Source organism: Ruegeria sp. HKCCA0235A (genome assembly GCF_013033235.1).
GTDB lineage: Bacteria > Pseudomonadota > Alphaproteobacteria > Rhodobacterales > Rhodobacteraceae > Ruegeria.
Window position 1 is genome coordinate 91,554 of record NZ_WQDQ01000008.1, and the last position, 20,884, is coordinate 112,437.

General features: G+C 50.9%; 19 protein-coding genes and 1 tRNA gene. 12 read left to right on the forward strand and 8 right to left on the reverse strand.

Features of this window, described 5'->3' with window-relative positions; translation table 11 throughout:
* Positions 1 to 67 precede the first annotated feature (67 nt).
* On the reverse strand, positions 68 to 712 hold the full coding sequence (locus GOW56_RS14670) for a cation transporter (RefSeq protein ID WP_170682774.1): 645 nt from the start codon (positions 710 to 712) through the stop codon (positions 68 to 70).
* A gap of 74 nt (positions 713 to 786) precedes the next feature.
* On the opposite strand from GOW56_RS14670, the gene GOW56_RS14675 reads away from it, so the two are divergent.
* From GOW56_RS14675 to GOW56_RS14710, 8 genes are all read left to right on the forward strand, one after another.
* A complete protein-coding gene (locus tag GOW56_RS14675) occupies positions 787 to 1,203 on the forward strand; it encodes a helix-turn-helix domain-containing protein (RefSeq protein WP_170520077.1) in 417 nt (138 codons plus the stop codon).
* 582 nt (positions 1,204 to 1,785) lie between these two features.
* A tRNA-OTHER gene (locus tag GOW56_RS14680) sits at positions 1,786 to 1,879 on the forward strand.
* A 19-nt stretch (positions 1,880 to 1,898) separates the two neighbouring features.
* On the forward strand, positions 1,899 to 2,405 hold the full coding sequence (locus tag GOW56_RS14685) for a hypothetical protein (RefSeq protein WP_171206357.1): 507 nt from the start codon (positions 1,899 to 1,901) through the stop codon (positions 2,403 to 2,405).
* Entirely contained in the window at positions 2,405 to 2,584 is a 180-nt protein-coding gene (locus GOW56_RS14690; RefSeq protein WP_171617355.1) for a hypothetical protein, read from the forward strand. Before GOW56_RS14685 ends, GOW56_RS14690 begins: the two co-directional genes overlap by 1 nt.
* A 3-nt stretch (positions 2,585 to 2,587) precedes the next feature.
* Positions 2,588 to 3,646 (forward strand): hypothetical protein, encoded by a 1,059-nt coding sequence (locus GOW56_RS14695; protein WP_170682768.1) that lies wholly within the window; start codon positions 2,588 to 2,590, stop codon positions 3,644 to 3,646.
* Positions 3,639 to 3,803 carry a hypothetical protein gene (locus tag GOW56_RS14700; RefSeq protein WP_170682767.1) on the forward strand — a complete coding sequence of 55 codons (165 nt, stop codon included), beginning with the start codon at positions 3,639 to 3,641 and terminating at the stop codon, positions 3,801 to 3,803. Before GOW56_RS14695 ends, GOW56_RS14700 begins: the two co-directional genes overlap by 8 nt.
* A 144-nt stretch (positions 3,804 to 3,947) precedes the next feature.
* The gene (locus tag GOW56_RS14705; RefSeq protein ID WP_170682766.1) at positions 3,948 to 4,259 is read left to right on the forward strand and encodes a hypothetical protein; all 312 of its coding nucleotides are present in this window, start codon (positions 3,948 to 3,950) and stop codon (positions 4,257 to 4,259) included.
* Between the two features lie 195 nt (positions 4,260 to 4,454).
* Positions 4,455 to 5,051, forward strand: coding sequence for a hypothetical protein (locus tag GOW56_RS14710; RefSeq protein WP_170682765.1), 597 nt, complete (start codon positions 4,455 to 4,457; stop codon positions 5,049 to 5,051).
* A gap of 323 nt (positions 5,052 to 5,374) precedes the next feature.
* Here GOW56_RS14710 and GOW56_RS14715 read toward each other — a convergent pair whose 3' ends face one another.
* The 3 genes from GOW56_RS14715 to GOW56_RS14725 all read right to left on the reverse strand — a co-directional run bounded on the left by GOW56_RS14715 (position 5,375) and on the right by GOW56_RS14725 (position 8,124).
* Entirely contained in the window at positions 5,375 to 6,547 is a 1,173-nt protein-coding gene (locus GOW56_RS14715) for an adenylate/guanylate cyclase domain-containing protein (protein ID WP_170332093.1), read from the reverse strand.
* Between the two features lie 148 nt (positions 6,548 to 6,695).
* Positions 6,696 to 7,088 carry a potassium channel family protein gene (locus GOW56_RS14720; protein ID WP_367397140.1) on the reverse strand — a complete coding sequence of 131 codons (393 nt, stop codon included), beginning with the start codon at positions 7,086 to 7,088 and terminating at the stop codon, positions 6,696 to 6,698.
* An 82-nt stretch (positions 7,089 to 7,170) separates the two neighbouring features.
* Positions 7,171 to 8,124, reverse strand: a complete 954-nt coding sequence (locus GOW56_RS14725) for a helix-turn-helix domain-containing protein (RefSeq protein ID WP_171206358.1) — start codon at positions 8,122 to 8,124, stop codon at positions 7,171 to 7,173.
* A 78-nt stretch (positions 8,125 to 8,202) separates the two neighbouring features.
* Here GOW56_RS14725 and GOW56_RS14730 point away from each other — a divergent pair, with 78 nt between their 5' ends.
* From GOW56_RS14730 to GOW56_RS14740, 3 genes are all read left to right on the forward strand, one after another.
* Positions 8,203 to 9,540 (forward strand): amidohydrolase family protein, encoded by a 1,338-nt coding sequence (locus GOW56_RS14730; protein WP_170380015.1) that lies wholly within the window; start codon positions 8,203 to 8,205, stop codon positions 9,538 to 9,540.
* A 104-nt stretch (positions 9,541 to 9,644) separates the two neighbouring features.
* Positions 9,645 to 10,454: a DUF3299 domain-containing protein gene (locus tag GOW56_RS14735; protein ID WP_170380014.1), complete on the forward strand. Its 810-nt coding sequence runs from the start codon at positions 9,645 to 9,647 to the stop codon at positions 10,452 to 10,454.
* A gap of 476 nt (positions 10,455 to 10,930) precedes the next feature.
* Positions 10,931 to 14,299 (forward strand): DEAD/DEAH box helicase family protein, encoded by a 3,369-nt coding sequence (locus GOW56_RS14740; protein ID WP_171206359.1) that lies wholly within the window; start codon positions 10,931 to 10,933, stop codon positions 14,297 to 14,299.
* On the opposite strand, the gene GOW56_RS14745 is transcribed toward GOW56_RS14740, so the two are convergent.
* The 4 genes from GOW56_RS14745 to GOW56_RS14760 are packed head-to-tail and all read right to left on the reverse strand — an operon-like array spanning position 14,296 to position 19,660.
* The gene (locus GOW56_RS14745; RefSeq protein ID WP_170657907.1) at positions 14,296 to 16,125 is read right to left on the reverse strand and encodes a TniQ family protein; all 1,830 of its coding nucleotides are present in this window, start codon (positions 16,123 to 16,125) and stop codon (positions 14,296 to 14,298) included. The two genes, GOW56_RS14740 and GOW56_RS14745, sit on opposite strands and share 4 nt — an antisense overlap.
* Positions 16,097 to 17,077 (reverse strand): TniB family NTP-binding protein, encoded by a 981-nt coding sequence (locus tag GOW56_RS14750; protein ID WP_170657906.1) that lies wholly within the window; start codon positions 17,075 to 17,077, stop codon positions 16,097 to 16,099. Before GOW56_RS14750 ends, GOW56_RS14745 begins: the two co-directional genes overlap by 29 nt.
* Positions 17,058 to 19,010 carry a Mu transposase C-terminal domain-containing protein gene (locus tag GOW56_RS14755; protein ID WP_170657905.1) on the reverse strand — a complete coding sequence of 651 codons (1,953 nt, stop codon included), beginning with the start codon at positions 19,008 to 19,010 and terminating at the stop codon, positions 17,058 to 17,060. The genes GOW56_RS14750 and GOW56_RS14755 overlap by 20 nt, the downstream gene beginning before the upstream one ends.
* A complete protein-coding gene (locus GOW56_RS14760) occupies positions 19,007 to 19,660 on the reverse strand; it encodes a hypothetical protein (protein ID WP_170698494.1) in 654 nt (217 codons plus the stop codon). The genes GOW56_RS14755 and GOW56_RS14760 overlap by 4 nt, the downstream gene beginning before the upstream one ends.
* A gap of 121 nt (positions 19,661 to 19,781) precedes the next feature.
* Here GOW56_RS14760 and GOW56_RS14765 point away from each other — a divergent pair, with 121 nt between their 5' ends.
* A complete protein-coding gene (locus GOW56_RS14765; protein WP_170657903.1) occupies positions 19,782 to 20,606 on the forward strand; it encodes a hypothetical protein in 825 nt (274 codons plus the stop codon).
* Positions 20,607 to 20,884 lie beyond the last annotated feature (278 nt).

The following is a 20,884-nucleotide window of genomic DNA, read 5'->3' on the forward strand; positions in this document are numbered from 1 at the left end:
TGCATCGCGACTGAGCGAATGACCGCGTGGAGCCCATACCTGTGTAGTTTGCCCTCCGCAGCGAATGTCAGCTTGTCCGAGCTGTTCTATGCTCGTGTGCTGCTTCCTCGTGCCGTTCCTCAAGAGCCTGACGAATGATCTGGTACGAAGATGACAAGAACAGGCTTGCCATGATCGCAGCAACTATTAGGTCAGGCCAACCTGTTGCCGTACCCCAGACGCCCAACGCGGCAATCATCACAGCTACGTTACCGATGGCGTCGTTCCGCGAGCATAGCCAGACTGATCGCACGTTGGCGTCTCCATCCTTGTAGCTAACAAGCAAGAATACGCTCGCAAGGTTTGTTGCGAGAGCCAACGCGCCGATGATGCCCATAATTTCGGCCTCTGGAACGCCCACGTAAAAAACACGGTAGACGGTAGACCCAAACACCCACGCACCCATAAAAAAGAGGCTGATCCCCTTTGCCAAGGCGGCATTCGTTCGAGCGCGGATAGACGCGCCGATCACAGCGAGGGAAATGCCGTAGGTCAGTGCGTCACCAAGGAAGTCGAGCGCGTCGGCCTGAAGTGCCTGAGACTTCGCGTAGTGTCCCGCGGTCATCTCGACCACGAACATCGTCGCATTCAACGCGATGACGATCCAAAGCCGACGTTTGTATTTGTTCGACATTCCGTCGAATTTCACCTCGTTGCCGCAGCACCCTGCCATCTCAAAACCTCTTCAGAATCGCGTCAGATCCAATGTAGTGTCTCTAGTGACTAGAGGTTCAAGAGGTTTTTCACATGTTCTCGATTGGCGAGCTTTCGAAGCGGACGAAGGTCAAAGTGCCCACCATCCGCTATTACGAAGAAATGGGTCTACTGGCCGCACCGGAACGGACGGCAGGCAACCAGCGGCGCTACACAAATGAGGGTTTGGAGCGCCTGAGCTTTATACGGCACGCGCGTGATCTCGGCTTCTCCATCGAAGCAATTTCTTCTTTGATTGAGTTACAGAACCATCCGGATCGGTCGTGCGAAGCGGCCACCGAAATCGCAGAAGGTCAGTTGTCCGAAGTACGCGCAAAGATCAAACGCCTCAAAGCTCTCGAATATGAATTGAAGCGTATCGCACAGGGATGTGACGGACGGGGTGTGGCAGAAGACTGTTACGTCCTGGCTTCGCTTGCAGACCATGACCTTTGTGGTCGAGATCACTGACCCACAAAAGCAGACATCTTTTCACTGATTTTGAACGGCCGCTTGGCGGACGAAGCGGACATTGCAAAGTTTGGTGGTCGAGGCCAACTTTGGGCATGGTTTATGGGAACGTATCATCACAAATTACTCGAGACGCTAAATGGATTGAAACTTGCAAGGTTTTGCAACCGGTATCTCCATTTTTCGAAAGATGCAGGTCAATGCTGCCGCTGAGGTTTGGTCAGATCAAGACTTTTGTATTTTTCCAGAACAGAGCGCATCAGACGCAGATCAAAATAAGCGCGTCGGTTCAGAGCGCACTATCGACGGAGTTTCTGAGTTCGAGTCCGGGTCACAGGGTATCGAATCGTTTCGCTGACTGAGAGCTACTCGACGCTGTACTGACCCGCAAAATAGGATGCTTCATTCTTTTTGGCACACGCTAAGCTAGAAGGTTCCCAGAACTACACGGTGAATCTCGGGCTGCCGCGCACGTCGACTTGACACAGTAGCCCTAACTGGTTCAGCTTCTGGTCATGACGTACACACGCATCCACTGCCATCGAATATCGGCCTGAGGTCGATAACCCACGCGAAATCCGCGGGAGGCAGCATTGGTATGCGGGCGAGGCTTATATCCTTGTAATTGCTCCAGATTAGAGTGCACGAGTCGGTTCGATTCCGACGCCTCCTACCATCCTCAGGAGGAGTCCAACATGGCGGACGACGTCACGAACGCAATTGATTTCAACGACATCAAGCAATCGGTCGAGGAGAACCTCGGAAGCACACCCGAAGGCTGGTCCGGCTTGGTCACGGCACTCTTCACAGAGGTTAAGGAATACTGCAATCTGAAGGGTGCCACCTACCCCTTTGTCTTTCAGATCAAAGAGAAACTCGGCGAGCTCCGCATCTACCACCGGTGTGATGATCGACAAATCCAGTCGATGATCACCGCCACAATTGCACGAGCAAATCGTACCTGTGAGCGATGCTCAAACGCTGCCGAGACCCAGCTGTTGGACGGCTGGTACACGACACTGTGTTGCTGGTGCGCGCATGATGTCGCGAGCAAGCGCCACCCTGAAAGGAAGAGGCATTTTGGCGTTCGAAAAACGCGTGTTCGAGATCGAATGACCTGTGGTGTCTGCGGATATTACGGCCAGATTGACCGAACGGATGACCGTAATCGGTGCCCCGCGTGCGTGAAGAAGGACTGGTGATGACCGCCGAACAACAAGTGATCTTCAATAAGATTATGGAAGACCACGATGATGAGGACTACGCCCGGAAGCTCATGAACACGGGCTCGCTGTCAACTGGCCATGTTCCGCCGATTGCGCTTTGCCAGATCCCGGGAGGTGTATTCCACCTCAACAGGGCCAAGTTTTGGAGAGTGTGACTGATGGGTGATGTCGAAAAGAGCTGGAAGGAATTCCGGGAAAAGGTCCGAGGTGTGATCGAGGACCATGGAGCGCCAGATGATCTCCGCTCATTTGACGCCTGGTACGCCGAAGAGATGCGTTTGGTGATGGCGCACAACTACCCAGCTCCGCACGTCTCTGACGTCACATGGTCGACCGAGTTTCTGCATGTCGAGTGTGATGACCGCGAAGTGGTCGACCGTATGATGACTGCTATGGCGGAGGTTTCACATGATCTCAAAGAGGCGCGGGCCCGGAGGTCAGTGATGAGCAGTGTTGTCGACTGGAATGATATTCATGGAAGCGTCTTCAAGCAGCTTGGTGAGTATCGTGCCGGGTGGGCGGAGCAGCTTACGCTTGCACTTGAGAAAGTGAAGAGGTTGACCAACGAGCAGCCCGACCTGTTTGGTGATGAACACCCGTCCATCGTTCAGATCAAACAGAAATGGGGAGGCTTGCGCGTCTATGAGGGCCCGGGCTGCAACCAGGCTGCGAGTGAAGAGATTCAATGGCGTGTCGATCAGATTGAGCAAACCTGTGAAGGTTGTTCTAATTCTGCCCAACGCCAGAACATCCTTGGGTTTGTGACGACGCTTTGCAGCTGGTGCTACAATGATGCTCTACGGCGGCGATTTGAGGGCGCCGAAGAATCCTGGCCCGACAGCCTTAGGCTGGACATTGTGGAAAACTATCCAGACCTCGTTTCTCCGGATTGCGCATCTCTTGTTCCTGCTATCGGAAAGGGCTGGCTCGTCGTGATTTCGCAAGCACTCCACAAGCTTTCCTTCAGTCAGGATTTCAGGGCACTGGACCCTGGAACTATTCAGATCTCGGATATTAAGAAAGGCCAGGATGGCAAGATTTCCATCGGTTTCAGTCGATACCACGATCTCCTTCAGGAGTACGCTGACTGGATGAAGTTTCGATGCGGTGTGACGTGTGAAGAGTGTGGCCACGTTGGTGACATCGTTCGGACAGCCGACAGGTCTCAAGTGCTCTGTTCTCACTGTTATTGTACTCGGGAGAAGTCTGATGGGTGATGACGACGACGTTGAGCTGGATGAACAAACCTTGCGTTTGCTTAGGCTTCGGGAGGCTGAAATTGCGGCCGGTCGAGCAAAACTAACCAAGCCGATTACCTCGGATGAGATCCGGTCGCGAAAGGTGCCTGATCCGAAGGTTAAGCCAGATGAGTGACGAGTCTACGGAAGAGGAAATCCCAATTTTCGTAGTCTGCGAGACTTTGGTGAACGGCAAACTTCGAGAGATTGAAGGAAAAGAGATCACTGTAAAACCAAACAAGATCTTAGTCTTGACGATCAGTGTCGAGGATGTTGAGCGATGACAGATGATTTTTCAGAAGACGAGATCTTCGGGCGCCCGTTACAGGATGTTCCTCTGGATGAATTGATCGCGGAGTTGCAAGCTCGTCGCAAAGAGGGTCCGGAGGTCTGGCTTGCATTGCGCAAAATGATTTTCGAGCAAATCGCCGATTTTGCACAGCGTCCGGCCGATGCGCCCAAATGGCGGGATGAATGGGTCAAAGAGAACACCTGGGATCTAGTGACTGACGACGATGATGTCGAGATCACTGATGGTAGCGGCAACGTGTTCGACGACCTCGGGATCGAAGACCCAAGGAAGAAGACTTAGTGATGGGGGCGGAGCATATCAGCTTGATCTTATCCGCTGTGATCATTGTCGCGTTGGCGATCTACGTCAGACACATCGTCCAAACTGCCGGAAATGATCGCGAAGTCGACCCAGAGCGAGTTCGAAGGATCATGCGAGATCTGGACTACAGCCACCTGGACCGAGTGATGAACTGGCGAAGGAAGGGGTAGCGGGATGTTGAAGGTGGTTGTCTATGTCGGCGAAAACGAGGTCGCTCGAGCCATTGCTGAGAACGCTTCAGATCTGGCTGACGTGTCTGATTACGATATCCGCATGAATGAGAGGGCATCTGAACAGCTCGGTGTTGAAGAACGAGGCCTTGGCGGTAGAATCGAAGACCACCCACGAAATCAAACTGTTTGGTCGCTTGTTCGCAAGATCGCAGACCTTTGGCTTGCAGGGACTGGTGCTGGTGAAGAAAGCGCTCAGGCAAAGCTGCTGTCGGTGATCCGTGAGTCCATTCGCGAACCAGACGAGTGGATCGAAAAGGAATCGAACCAGAATGACGATTGGAATGCTGTGATCAAGCAGATTTCTGATGACGAGCCGTATTCCCTAGGCTTCTACGCTGACAAATTTGAGTCGTGGACAGCGGACGAGATTGAAGCTCTTCGATGTGATGTGGTTGAATCAGCCACAGAGGAAGAACTAATGGCCGAGGTCGAACGCCGGCGAAGAGCTGGTCTACTGCCCAAGGAGGCCTCGAATGATGGCTTCTCAGATATGGTTGATGATCTCTGGGGCAAGCTCGATACAGACCCAGACCGCTAGTACAGCTTACCTGCCGCCCTTAACCAAAATTTGACATAAGAAGTCTATGGCGACTGTCGTTGTAGTAGTGCGTGCTTCTTCTAAGCGCCTCTCCTGCTAGGAACCAAAGCGCCCCGGATAAGCATTTCCCCAGCACTGCTCTGCGGAACTATGTACCACCAGTCTCTACGATGAGCATGGTTGACCGCAACCAGCCCAAACCGGACATCCATCGTCGGGCTTTGCAAACTCCCAAATGAGGTAAAAACCTGCCTCTTAACACTTGGTGCCCAATATCTGGTTCCTGCTTCTCGCGATGCTGCCAAAATTAAGTCAGCGCTGAATCAAAGCTCTTCTTCGACGAGAGAAAACAATTCGATTGGACGCGCAAGTCCACGAACTTCTTGAAACCCACAAGGGGAAAACAGATCAGGGGAGACTTCGGCAATCGCAGATGTTGCCAGCACTCTTCGGCCAATAGATTTAGTCAGCCCCTCAATTCGACTCGCAACGTTCACTGCACCTCCGAGAACCGTGAAATCAAGTCGACCAGGGCTGCCGATGTTGCCATAGCTGACTTGTCCAACATTGATCCCGATCCCAACGTCCAAAGACGGCTTTTTCGCTTCAGCGCGGCGACGGTTGAGGACCGTCAAACCGGCCAATACACTTTGTGCGGCTTGCGCAGCCTTTCGGCATCGGTCGGCGTGATCAGCCTGAGTTGCGATGGTGAAGATCGAGAGAATTCCATCACCCATGAACTTGAGAACATCGCCACCGTTATCTTCCACAGACTGAACAACCAGATCAAAGTAGCCGCTCAGCGCGTCAAACACATCGGCCTCGGGTGCGGCTTCTGAAAGCGCCGTGAACCCTCGTAAATCAGAAAACATGACCACCGCATCAAGGGTCGTTCGTTCGCCTCGCTTGATCCTCCCGCTCCATACGGCGTCGGAGGGCCCATCGCCAAGATATGTTCGCAATAGACCCTTGGCTGACTTGCGCATCGTGACAGGTTCCAAAGCGGAAGACAAAGCAGGCAGCGCTGCCTCAATCAATTCCAGATGTTGCGGTGAAAAGCCGTCTGGTTCCTGCGTGACAAATGTGCAGCCGTGCAGAGATCCGTCGCCATAATACATCAGAGTTGCATAGTAATCTGTGCCACCGAGCTCAGCGAACTCTAGATACGATAAATGCTCAGTCTTTGGATCCAGTTGTCGCAGGCTTTTGTGAAGCGGCTTTCTGTGCTCCAGAATGTACTCAAACGAGCTACCAACATACCCTTCCGTCAACATCGTTTCATGAGTTACGTCGTAGCTGTCGGTCCCATCAGGTGTCCAAACGACCCCCCATGCAATGAGTAGCGGATTGGCGAAGCGCTGACCGATATTGACCCGCCAGAGCGGTACACCTTCCTCAATTAAGGACGAGCAGAAATGCGAAACTACTTTAACAGGGTCGCCTGAGCGGCGTCCTTCGGTAATCATCCAGTCGGTTAGTTGTGCTACGGAGGCCATGTTCTCAAACTAGCTGCTTAGACAAGATGATAAAGAACCTTGTCTTTGCTTTGTTTGCCTTAATCCAAGCAGTTTCTCAACGACCTTAACCGCATACGGCAGAGCGAAGCGCTAGGGTGCAACGACCGAAAGACCGTTGCTTCAGTCTTCAATTATCTGACGACTTTTTCTCATCGTAGTCCCTAAGAAGGGCATGTGTGAATTGTACAAACAGCGTGATGAAGACCCCGACGCCTACGAAAATATACAACACGGTAAAGAGTTTTCCTGTGTCGGTTACGGGCGTTAGGTCACTGAGGCCAACCGTAGAAATAGTAGTTGCACTGAAGTACAGCGCGTCCACCCAAGACCACCCCTCGACGCTGACATAAAACAAAGTTCCGGAAAGCAACAAGAGTATTGCAAGGGTAAGCGCTCCGCGGAATCTAGGGCTACTCCACGAGCGGACAATCGCTTTTAAGAGCCTGTAGAAATTCAAAAAAAATGAAAACATTCCGCCGTCCAATCCATAGTTCTGTTTGGCAAATCGTTGAGGTGCCATTGCAATCCGTCAAGGGAACTCTGCTACATCGGAGCCGAGATTCGTATTAATCGGTTTTCGGCAGAACTAAAAAGACAACCGGTCAAATGGGTACAGTACGCTCAATTTGCTCTGATGGTAAAATTCCATATATGCTTTTGTACAGGCTCCCAAATCGTCCCAAATCGGTGAATCCGTGAGCGAGCGCCACTTGCTTCACCATGGGTTTTTGCTGAGACGCCTGAACAAGTTCATCATGGACATTGGCCAGTCTTTGAAGAGCAAAAAATCGTGCTGGTGTTTCACCCGTTACGTCGCGAAATGCTGAGATCAATGTTGGCGCGCTTACCGCGGTTACTCGACACAGATCTGCCACTGATGGCCTTTTTGACAAGGCGGAAGAATAGTACTCTCGTGCTTTTGAGACCAAACCCACTTTTTGAGACCAAGTCGCTTTGCGTGCATTCCCACTATTCAGAGATAAGGCAAAGAAGATCGCAAGCGTCCTTGCAAGACGCGCCTCCAAATCACTCTGGGTATATTGACCATCGGCTTGGTTCATTATGCAGCTAAGTGTTCGCACCAAAGCTGCGTGAAAATCAGAAGACAGTTTCACGATAACCGTTGGTCTGCGAAAATCCGATGTATTTCTGCCGGAAAAAAGTTGAACCTCTTTGAGAAATCGTTGCAAGGGCACACGACCACATAACGAAGTTCGATTGCGCGCGACTACCTCGGTTTCCGATGCAGTGAAATTGAAGAAAACGGAGTTTTCTTTCAAAGGAACGCCACTTACCGTCCATAACTCTGAAGCGCAGATTGGTACAGTGAAATTAGCGAAGCTTTCACTTTGTGCGGTTCTCACCAATGCATTGGGCTTGAAGCGGATACTAGACAAACGGGAAAGCCCTAAACGAGCTGTGAAAATTGCGCCTTCGTCAGCCCCCTTTCCCAACTGTATCACATCGCCATCGAAAACCTCTCCTGTCATTGCTTCACGTACGGTTGCCGCAAAAAGCTCCGGTTTGCCTTCGCCAAGTTCCTTAAAAAAGTTCATATCGATTTTCCTCGGAGAGTTGGCTACCTTCGTTAAAATTAAACAATCGAATGCTTTGATATTCCTAGGGTGAAAGATATGCGCAAAAATCAATTGTCAACGCTCTGCTTGGTAATCTCAAGCATGCTGGCAACGCTGGCGAGCGCTCAAGAGGATTCTACAAGAACTCTCATAACGAATGTTCATGTTTTTGACGGGGTAAACGAAGCACGCATCGAGAATGCTAACGTTTTGATCGAAGATAATCTCATAACCGCTGTTTCTTCCGACCCAATCGAAGCCGAGAACGCGGTGGTGATTGACGGTGGCGGTCGCACGATGATCCCAGGATTGATCGATGTCCATTGGCACACGACGTATGCCTACACCCCTGCATCCGTTCTAATGTTGAATCAAGGCGACATGTCGGAAGTGGCCATTCGCAGTATGAAGGGGGCTGAAGAGACTTTAATGCGTGGATTTACCACCGTTAGAGACCCTGGCGGAAATCCGTTTACGATCAAGAAACTGATTGACGCTGGTGAATACCCCGGTCACCGCATTTTGCCCTCCGGACCATTCATGAGCCAAACGTCAGGCCATGCCGACTTTCACACGCTGCTTGAAAACCCAAGAAACTCCAACTCTGAACTGAGTTATTGGGAAAAAAATATGATGGCGATGATTTCTGATGGCGTACCGGAAGTCAGAAAGAGAACCAGAGAAATCCTCAAGTTTGGTGCTACTCAGGTCAAAATCACGACTGGTGGTGGTGTCTCTTCCCAATACGATCCGCTGGATGTGAGCGAGTATTCGGTCGACGAAATTCGTGCGGTAGTCGAAGAGGCAACGAACTTTAACACCTATGTTTTGGCGCATGTGATGACAGACAGAGGTATCCGTACCTCAATAGAAAACGGCGTGATGAGCATCGAGCACGGCTTCTTCGCATCAAGAGAAACACTGGAATTGATGAAGGAAAAAGGCGCTTGGCTCAGTCCTCAGGCGATGTTTGAGGCCGATATGGTTTGGGATAGCCCAGTTAGTGCCAAAAAGTGGAAACAGGTGACTGATGCTGTAGACGCGCTGTACCCAATGGCCGTCGAAATTGGCGTGAATCTCGCCTTTGGCACCGATCAACTCATGGATCCATCAAAGGCGTATCAACAGAGCGAATATCTTGTGAGGTTGGGAACTTGGATGACGCCTTATCAAGCGCTCAAGATAGCGACCTCTGAAAATGCCCGCCTAATGGAAATGAGTGGCCCTCGTCATCCCTACCAAGACGGTCCACTCGGAGTTATCAGAGATGGCGCATACGCTGATCTGATCCTCGTGGACGGCAACCCGCTTGAAAACTTGGAGCTTGTAGGGGACCCACAAGAAAACTTCGACCTGATTATGAAGGACGGAGTCATCTATAAAAACGAGCTTTGAACTGTGTTTCGCTTAGAGCCCAAGTGTCCATAAATGTCTTAAGCTGGCAGGTGATGACGCATTGACCAACATCCAAGTGGCCATACGGTTGAAAAGGATAAGTCATGAAGATTTGGAGAATAGTCTGTGTTGCCTCTTTGATTTCAACGTCGTTGTCCGCAGAAATCGCTGAGTTAGACTGGAACCAATTGATTGATGAAGAATCTCAGGAATACGTAGATCCTTTCAAAGAACTGACACCTGACCAGCTTAGTGGTCTTGTTGAAGTCGTCCGACTAAAGCTCAGACTGGATAGTGGAGCCCATTCCGAAGATGTCCGCAAAAGTCTTGAAGCGAAAATTCTGGAAAATGAGACGCCGCTGCAAAAGGCTGGGATCGACGTTGATTGGTTGATTGAACAACGATGGGTCGTTGCAGAGCGACGAAAGAAAGCCGCCACGGCTGGTAATCCAGAAATTGACGGAAAAGTCGTAAAGCTGGCGGGCTATGCGATACCCGCACCACCGGATCCTGATGGTACAAACGTCGCTTACTTGGTTCCGGAGAGAGGTATGTGCAGCCATACGCCTCCACCGAACCCAAACCAGCTTATTCGTGTTCGATTGCCGGAAGGTTGGTATCCAGAACGCTTTCACGAGCCAGTTCGCCTTACAGGGATAGTTTCTATTTCGCCGTCAGAGAGGACGATGAATTTCGTGGATGGGTTCGTTCCAATGAGAGCAACGTATTCATTTGAAGCTCAGTATGTAGAGGCTGGCGATGATCTCCCAGCTTATGGTTGGAAGTTCACTGACGCGGATGAGGTCAACGATCCAAGCGCCATTGGAAAATTAGGTTCCGGGGCTGCAAAATTTGACGCGTCAAAATTGGCAAGTTTTCGAGCCAAAGCTGCGCGTGAAGCAAATTCGAATTAAAAACCGCCTGTCTTAAGCATATGAAAGCCAGTGTGTTACGTGCCCAGACTGTGGATAAAACAGAATGTCATGCAGTAATACTTAAATGAAATTGCTTAATACGATTATCAATCTGGCGCCCACCAAGCATTGAAGTGCTGCTTGAAGTGGAGACTGTGACTTTGCAAAGTCAGCTTTCTGCGCATCGCAGACCTTTGAGTTCGAGGAAGCCCTTTGAACTTTGTGCTCACGGCTACCGCTGAAGGAATGTTCACGAGTGTCCGAGGTTCGGATCTAGCCGGTGGTTGGCTGACTAGAACGCAACCGCTCCATAATTGCGACTTATGTTAAATCTCGAAATCCCGGCATCCTGCCACAAAACCGGTGCGAATTTCCGACAGTTTCAGGAAAACGAATGTTTCTTCCGGTGACGTCTTGAAGGACGATGCCCGCAGTATCACTATTAGACTAAGTGTCCTTAAACCAAGACTTGTTCATTGTTTTCACTCCCTGATTGGCTGCGTTCCAAGCCAAAGCAGCTCACCGAAGCAAATCAAAAGCCCGCAAGCGAGCTTGATGCCGAACCGGTTGCGAAGGTCGGCACCAATATCGACCGGCCGGTCATCAATCTTTATCGACCCCACATCACCTCCGGGGATTGTCTGATTGTCACCGGGTATCAGGACTTCTTGTCTTCGCTGTCGATTTTGATGAAGGAATTGCCCGAGCTGCGGGATCTGGAAAACGACAGCGATATCCGGATCCGGATATCGTTCGGGATCGACACTGCGAATACCAAAAGACTGACAAACCCCAAACCAGTCACCCAAGAAATGAAAATCTACTGGCTGGAGCGCTCCGGGCTTCAAGTGGAAGAGGACCACGATCTCATCGCAGTGCTGGCAAAACACGCCATCAAAACCGGGAAAATTGATCTGCGTGTCTTCGATCCGGAGCTCGCCAAACGCAAGTTGGGTATATCTGGGGATCGGCGGCTACACTCAAAAATCGTCAGTTCCCCAAAAGGTGCCGTCGCCGGGTCCGCAAACTTTTCCTACTCAGGGCTCTACAGAAACATCGAGTATGCCGATGACCTGGATGCGGGCACGCATGAACTTCAGGTCGAACGCACAGAAGCCGCCGAGCAGGCTTGGGATGTGTCTGTCGATTGGAATACCGAGGCGCTGGAGATACTCGAAAAGCTTATCAAACCGGTGACCGCTGAAGACGCGATGGCGCGAACACTTTCGGAGCAAAAGGGGTTTGAACCCTGGCTCACTGGCGCCCGAAAAGAGATCACGAGCCATACGCTGTTTGGGTATCAACAGGAGCTGACCTATGAGGCGTGTTCCATCGTCTATGACCATGGCATCGCCTTCGTAGAAGCGCCAACCGGTTCAGGAAAGACAGAGATCGGCTGTCACCTGGCCGAAGCATTGTCAGAAACATTCTCAGAAGTCGTGCCCCGCTCCCCCGTCCATGGCGTTGCGCGAAAAAATGCGGCTGTAATTGCCCCGCCCAAAGTTATTCCCAGTTGGCGCAAGTATTCGACAAACTCGCTCCAACCTGTCGCGAATAGCAAACTTGCCAAACAACACCTCCGCGGCGCTGGCGATGAAGAAAAATCTGGGCTCAGGCTCGATCAGTTTGGCATTCTTATAATCGATGAAAGCCACACGGTTACACCAGGCTTTGAACAAGCATCTCAAATGGCTTCAGCCATCGAACTTGCCCCACCAAGCTGGAATGTCTGTCTGTCAGCAACGCTGCTCGGGAACCGGGATGTCGACTGGTTGACCCATATGCAGGAGAAGCGGGCGTCCATTTTCATGACCCCAACCTTCATTCAGGCCATGGGTGAGTTGTTCGAGCGCGAAACCCACGTTCCCAAAGATATCTTCAACCAGGATGCACAACTGGCCGTTTTGTCAGAACCCGACACGACGCTCACGCGAGAGGCTCGCACCGAACTCGCGCAACTTGTTTCTCCGTTTTTGACACGCAGACAAAGGCGATGCATTGGCGAGGACGAAGATCCCAGGAAGCACAGTTACCCGAAACTTGAAAACCACGGGCGCCCGAAGAAACTTATGGTGACAAAGCCTCAGCAAACGCGCCTGGATGAGATTGTGGCACTCTGTAAAGAACTTGCGCCTGGCGGTAGGGTGACCGCTGTCGAGAAAAGCCGGTTCGGGCATGTCAGCACGCAACAAAGCACCCAGGACCAACTCTACATCCGCAACCTTTTGAACATTCTGCGCGTGAGCGCCGCCCAGGCCCATTGGGAGATGTCTCATGGAGCTATTGGCAAATCGCTTCGCGACTTCGAGCGTGGCGGAAAATCGAAGAAAAAGGTGCCCCACCGCGACCAGTCCGACATGTTCGAAGCATTGGGAATAGAAGCGCCTGAACCCACAAAGAAATGCGACGCGCTAAACCAAAAACTGGGTCTCAGTGTTCTCAAGGAGCTTGATGAGAAGCGGTATGAGGCATGCCTGAGAATACAAAATGAAAAAGACAGAGTCGTCTTTCTCGCAGAACGGACGGACACACTAGAGATTTTTGCAGAAGCACTGTCGCGCAAAGGCCACCACACCAACTATGTCGTGGGAAACCAAACCAAGGGTGAAGATCGCGCCGTGAAGGTGATCTTTGGAGGTGGCCCCGACAGCTTCAAGCGTATCACACAGGGCAAGTCCGTTGAGTCTTACTTCCGACCTGGAGGAAAGAACGAACCAAAAGGATCTGCCTCGGTTTTTCTGACTTACAAAATGGCTGAAGGTATCAACCTTCAGTCGTCAGACACGCTGGTGTTGCTTGGTCTGACCTCGAACCTGAAAGAGCTCATCCAAGGTCTGGGTAGGATCGACAGGATCGATAGTGAGTTCGGGGTCGTCAATTATCACCTTATTGATGTGCCAGTAGGTCAGTTTGCATCTGACGAAAAAATCGCCCAGCGCATAGAGAACTATAGAACTTTGGCTGGGGAAGAGCTGATCGACGCCGTCTTAGAAGAAAGCACCGAAGACGCAGAACTGATCCTCGATAGTGTTGTTGAATATCTGCGATCCCCAAGGCGGCTTCGCGACAATAACTTTCACGACGTGCTGGAACGCACCAAGCAAACAATCCCCGAAGACCGCTACAAACTCATCGACAAGGCCAAAATCCAGGGCACCTGGGGCGCCGAGTTGGCGCTCCTATCGGCCCGTGAGAAATTCACGGCGCTACATCTCAAAGGACTTAGCAAGAGCAATAGCTTCTTTCCGCCTCGCCTGCTGCTTCTAAAGGATACTGCGCAAGGCCTGATATTGGAACGCGACCAGCTGGCCTGCGTCCAATCTCTGGAGACTGCATACGAACGGACCAGAAGCCTGGGTATGGAACACACCCACATGTCACTGGAAGATCTCTCTGAAGCGCTAGAGACGATTTCAGAGCAGATTGGCAAGCTGACCGAGTGGGACTTGCGCCCCGCTCGCGTTGAGAGCCTCATGAAAGCCTGCGCCGAGTTCATGGGACGCAAAGGTGGTGTCGAACTCAGTGATCAAGAATTGTTTGGCCATATGGCACTGCCTGCCGTGGAAATGGTGTGTGAGGCGTGGAGCCGTGAGCTTGATCCCTTCTGGGAAAAAGCGAAACACGAAGTGCGTGACAGCTTCGCCTATGAGGGTCTTCCCAAGGGGTACATCGCGCTTCAGGTTATCCTGGAAAAGCTCGAAAGCGATCATCAGGCGTCCGCAGAGATCCATGAGAAGATGGTCCGGGTCATCGAAGAAGCTGAACATATTTCACGCGACCACGAACCCGCAATTGGACAGCGCATTTCAGTGGTGTTCTTTTCGGATGGTGCAGGCGAGCACTAGGCAGCCTCAGACAGCAGCGAAGCCAGATCACTCAGTTTTACCAAGTGTCCTCGCGTCGTCTTACCTTCCATTTGCGCACCATGGGTCTCAATCCCTTTGCTCTCAAAATCAGACAGGAGTTTTCGGGACGTAGTTCCTCTTGACCTAGCCAGTGTAGCTACCGGCATGTACTCGCTTTGAAAGATCGCAAGCTGCTGCGGTCTGACCAAGAAAGACTCGCTTGGGCCATGCGGAACTTTGCGTGATCCGAGCAGGCCCAGCTTGCACCAATGTGTCACCGCCTGAGCCTTCCAACCCGTCAACTTTGCGACATCATTTGCGGTCCAGTCTTTTGACAACCGCTGCGTCCCAAGTTCGCGGTCGATGTCGGAAACTGAAAAATGAAACTCACCAAGTCGCATGTTTTCTTCCGCAACAACAGGTTTGATAACGCCTGTGGAGATTTTCTGAAGAACATGCATCAAAGCAGCTCGATAAGTTGTGCGCCTCAGGTTGAGCTGATTGAACGGAATAGTTTCTCCCGCTTGAACTTTAGTGCAGTTTCGAATGTTTGTTGTGAGCTCTTTTAGGCTTTCACCGTCAATGCAGCCATCAACAAGTGGAGGACGGTATTCAGCAGCAACCTCGTGGATCAATTCTGACGCGCGAAGCAGATCAAATTGCTTTCTTGTAACACCAAGGTAGTCTCTGGCCTGCAACCCATCCCAATACCGCTTCCTATCCAGATAGATGTTCGAAATTTCGAAGCGTGGAATCATCGTATGCCGGTGCCCATACCCGCTATGGGCTTGCTTTCCGGCAATTTGACCTGACTGAACCTCAGCCACCAAGCGCTGTGCAGAAATTCCCAGTTCCTTGGCCGCTTGTTTAGCCGAGACCCATTCCCGAGCTTGCAACGGCGTTAGCTTTCCCAGGTAGGTTCCCTTGAACTCGGTTGAAGCAGCACGCGACACTGCATCTCTGAAAGGCTGGTACGCATCATCTTCGAACTTCATAAGTCTTTGATACCAGCTTCCGAGCATGGACGGCACAGAGTTGGATTCTGAATTTCCTGCCAGTATCAACCCTCGAACGTGTTCTTCGAACCCATTTGGCCAATGGTCAAATACAGTTGCCAACGGCTCAATCAGTTCCAACGAATCTGCAACGCTTTTGGGTGTTTGTGTTTTCCCAGACTTGCCCGTGCGGTTCTGAGCGAAACCACTCGCTAGGAAATTAATAAAAGCGCCAATGTCTTTTGGGACCTGACGCCCTCCTGCAAGGTCAAGAAACCGCTTGCCAACCGTTGAATCTCCCGCAATCAAGGCGGAGATGATCACTTCGTGGTCCTTTGCTGCCACCCCTGAGAAATTTGAGTAGCTAAAGCCACATCTGCATTTATCAAAGCCGCCGGACGTCGGACGCAATGTGGTTTTGCAGACAGGGCAAACATCTTGAAGACGCGTTTTGTGATGGTGACAGGCTGTCACCAAGTAATGACGCCAAGTTTGTTGAAAGGGTAAGCCATCGGCAAGACATGAAGGGCAAATCGGATCGCTATGATGCCGCTCGAAACGCCAGCTTAAGCTGGGTGACTCAGGTTTGGCAGAAGGGGAGATAGCAACCAACAAACCTTTCTCTAAGCCCATCTCTTGCTCAAAGTGCTCGATGTTCTCGACTAGAATTCGCCCATACTTCCGCCGGAACCGTGTCAAAAATTCAGAGACATCTCTGTATCCATTTACATGGGCTAGACGACGCAAGTATCCGATAAGGCTCTCGCCTTTCAATGGTGGTACTGCAAACAAACCCGGCACCTCATACACCTCGCATAATCGCAAGCTCATGCGACGTCATAGGCTCTACTTCGAGACCAGCATCTGCCATGACTCTGATGTATGACCTGATCAGCTCAGTATCCGATGGTGGTTCTTCTTGAAAAAACGACTGATACGGATCTCGCTCCAGGCCTGAATCCGTCGCTGCCCTGGCAATCGTTTTGGTGCTGTATTGTAAATTTTGGGCACCCAATGCCAGGGGCGCGCGCAGCACTTCCAACGCCACTGGCACACGTCCGCCGGAAACACCGTACAATCGCCGTACCATATCGTCTTGGTCAAACTCCAAAAGGATGCCGGACTCCTCAAGACAATAGAAGGCCGCAAAGATTGCATCGCAGAACGCGATACGATCAGCCTCAACGCTCCACCAATAGGGGTTCATTCGAATGGTGTTCAAACAGCGTCCCGCAAACTGCTCGTTGCTGTCCATAACCGCTTCGAACATTGGCAACCCAGCTAAAATCAGAGTGACTGAGGTTTCATCAACAATAGTCTTGAAGTGATCAGCGGCTTGTCGACGCGAGTGTCTAGTCAGAGTTTCGGCGCAATGGTTCACTTCGTCGATAATGATAGTTTGAATGCCGTGCTCAGCTACGAGCCGAAAGAGACGTTCTCGAATTTGGGCAGGTCGCTCTCGTTCTACGAAATCAAAGCCCATGCTTCGCAAGCAGGAACCGTAATAATCCCGCTCGGAAGGCCGTGGCGCAAGTCGGCCCAGAATGACATCTGAAGATACCAGAATAGCACTTGGGCCGTGGCGGTCATTTTCAACTTGTGCCTTCAAGTCCTTTGTCAGTTCTGTCTTTCCACATCTCGTCGGCCCCAAGATTGGTATGATCCGTCCACCCTCGGTTGCTGCAATATTCAAAAGACGTTTTATCTCCGAGACAGCCCATTCGTGGCGGCTATGTCGGATGAATGCACCTTGCAGAGCTCTACTAGTTGTTTGGTCCAGCATCTTTTCTTTCGACCCTTGGCAAGTTCTTTGATCTCGTAACTGCGAGCTTGTTGTGACCAACCTCTGACCGTATTTGGTCAATTAGTTGTGGTTCTTTCAAACTTCTGTTCTGCATATCAGCGGCCCGCAACTTGTCGATTTCCGCAGAGCGGTTCCTTTGCAGTTTAGTTTTTTTGCCCTGCTTATACGTCCTGCGCGCTTGGATATCTTTGTGGATCTCCAAAGCCGTTTTGATTGGTCCGTTGTGTTTCGCCTTGGGTGACCGGCATTCTCTTAGCTCACGATAAGAAAGTGCTGCCAAGTCTTTTGCTTTGTTGGACGCGCGCACCAACTCGCCTGTATGCGGATCCACGACCAAAATTTCCCTAGCATCAAGTGGAGCATAGCGTATTTCAACACGCTGGCGCGGGCCTAGTCGTCGGTACAGCCTTGCCAAGTCTTCAGAGTTGTATTGCATACTCTCGAATTCGATACCGTAGTGCCACAGAGTTCGAGATTCGGATTGGATCATCAGCGCTGCGTGATGCTCGTCCAAAGACGGGGGTTCTGGCACTATGTGTTCATCTGCCAATCTGTCCCAAGCAGCGCTAGGTGTTTCACCCCGTTTAAAGATGTCTTGGACTTTTCTCCTCGGAGTTCTTCCATATTCGTCGTAGCGCCAGCGTTGCATTATTGAATTGAACACTCTTAGCGTCAGACGGGCTTCATCCATTGCTTTTTTGGTTCGATCCCGGTCGGGATACGCCTTTGACTTAGTCGCACCCGGAAGCTGGCTGACTTTGCTTCGAACTGCCCCGAACAAGTTTTCGATAAACGGCTTTTCCTGGGGTTTTCGAGGTTGCGCCCAATGGCCATGGACACCAGCAACTTCGATAAAAGCATCGATGGGTTCGCCCACGTTCTCTGAACCCTGATCCATTACAACCACTTTCGGCAGTGCGGCGATTTTTTTCCTGTTTACAATTTCGTGCTGTTCGAAAAAGTCTTCCTCTGGGTAGCTAATCATCTCCTTTAGAGCTTTGGCCACATGTTCTGATGATGGATCTGGTAGGAAGACCTGAAATGCGACAATCCAACTAGTAGCACAGTCAATCGCTGCACAAATCCACGGCCGACCTATTACCTCCCCGCTATCATCAACCAGCATTATGTCAGCTTTTGTGCAGTCCAATTCTATTTGATCGTAAGGTGCTGTTATATCATAGTATTTTTGGGCAATTCGCATGTGTTGGCGCGCCTCGTTACTGCCCAGTTGCCACTTTAGAACGTCAAAATGAGGGATTGTGTGCACAATCGCTTCGACTGCCTTGCGTCCGCAGCACCCAGGTTTTATGCCATTCTCATGGCAAACCAACTGGTATTGAATATAAGCGTCGCTAGACAGACTTGTTAGATTTTGTCTGTCCGAAGACGTATATTGCATTTCCAATAGATCGAGCACTATCTCTTGGAAAACGCTGTCAAACCTTGGCATACGATTTCCTGAATTGCTGCGCTTGGGCAAAAGCGCGTCCGGCCCGCCGCGCCGATACAATTTGACCCAATTCTGAACAGTCGATTGCCTCGGAAAACGGTTACCCTTGATTTTGAAGGTGGGTTCTTCGGCGAACTCGCGTTGAAGTATCGGTATGCGTTTTGCCCAATGAACGCCTTCCTCCCCAAGCTTTAGTGCATTTTCCACAATGCGTAGTCTGAGCTGAGCTTCACGTGCATCTTTAGCGGTTACATTACGAGGACGTTTGTCGAAGCCTTCTTCCTTCACTAGCCCATCGTGCACATGGTCTCGATATTCTTGTCCAGATATCTCAAAAGGATCAACTTGGGAGTTCGATATCTGATATGCATCCCGCCCAGCTATCGCTCCATCGACAGCATAGGTTTCTCCCCTATATTTGATGGTTCTCTGGTGCCGCCTTTTGACAATCTGCTTCAAAATTCGATTACCTCCAGATGTCTTCGGTCGCGGTTCGCAGTATTCAGGTTCGTGGATGGCCCAAGAGCTTCACATGAAAAATCGAACACCAGATAGCCATCAAGAATAAGGCGAAGAATCTTCGCTTGGGGGATGCCAATATTCTCTCTTAGTTCTTTGAACGTCACACGTTGCTGTTTGAGACACGCTATTTTGCTTGCAAGTTTAGGGGCGGTCTCTTCGGCTTGTCCTTGCAATAGCAGCCAAGCATTTCGATCAATCGGCCCCTGCAATAAGGACTCAGTTACAATGACAAGCGAGATTCCGACTTCGGCAAGAAGTGAAGGATAGTCCAGGTACTCAGGTTTCTTATCTATGTGAGCGCTGTGCTTGGCGTCCAAGTAGAACAAACGGCCGTCGACAAGTTTGACTTCTAGGTCTGGTGTATAAAGCTTAGGCCTGTACCGACGCCCTTCATAAGCCTCTAGCGCTGCTTCTTTGTTTGCAAATGCTCTTCCGGTTCCCATGTCGATTGTGCAAGGCTGTGGCTTAAGCGAGACCACACGAGGGTCGACCTGCATGCAACGAACCAGTGCTGCTTCCATTTGGCTTTCGAGCTGAATGACGCCTGGGAACTTGACGCCAGACATTTTGCCAGCGCGTTTTTTCATTCCGCGCTTGTGAACGCGTCGGGCCGTCGGGGGTGCGTGTCGATCTATCCTCATACGGGCTCTATACATGCATCCATTCGCATTGGCAATGGGCTCGATGCGAATAAAATGATTGCGACCGATGATGACTGAAGACGAATTTCAAGATTTGGCCAAAACTGAAAACTGGATTGCCCTCGGAGCGTGGCTGAATCGCGTTGTCCAAGACAGCCAAGCCTGCGGGTACGCGTTTCCGGACGATGCACTCCAAAGCGTTGCCGCTATTAGAGGCACAAAGCCTGCAAGCCTTCGCAATCCGATGTCCGCGGCGAAATGGTTAGAACAGAACCGACCCGATCTTTTTGAATCAAAGCCCGACTGGCTGGCCATGATGCAAGTTATTTTGCTTTCAAGGATAGATCGGTATGACCCTAGGAAATCCAAAGAGATAGCTGATGCCGTTCTTTCAGGGGAGTTATCTCAGGCGGAAACTAAGTCTATTCTTGATGAAGTTCGATTGGCGGAGAAGCCTGCGGTCGTGATTGCTAGAGGTGGTTTTGGCGGCCAGCGAAGAGCCCGAGACTTCGAAGTAAACGCAAAAATGCTTTTCAAACAGAACACTAGTGACATTTTCAATATGGAAAATTTGACTGTTCGAGAAGGCAGAACGTTCGAGCCTCTTGCCACAGACTTAATCGTATACAAAGGCTCGGAGCCTTTTGCGGCGATTGAGATCAAAGGCCCGAGGAATAGAATTGATCCTGGCTACTTGATTGACCAACTGGCAAGAGCAGCACTTCTTTTGAGAAAGGTTCCTCAAGTACTATACGTTGTTCCTGAGCAATCTGAGTACAAACTGGGTGAACTTGTAGCGATACGAGACAAACTCGAAATCGAAGGAATTAAATTTGGGACATTGCCGGAGAAAAGTCGGCTCGCACCAAAAGATCTAAAAGTTCTGGGATGATCCACTCTCTAATGTTGGGTGGTATGCCGTGCGCGAAGGTCTGCAATGCGCAGACAGCGGACTTTGCAAAGTCTTGGGTACAGATCGTAATAGAAGTCTCTTTTCTCAGAACTCTGGGCCTGAGCATCGCTGGCTGGGGATTAGAAGCGCGAACAACGGATTCAGTTTCAAGGTTCAAATCCATCTCAGCGGATCGCCTAGAGACTGTTGATCTTCCCCGAGTTCAGAGCGGAGCGACCAGGTAGAATGATGCGGCGCGAGTGACGCCAATTTATTTC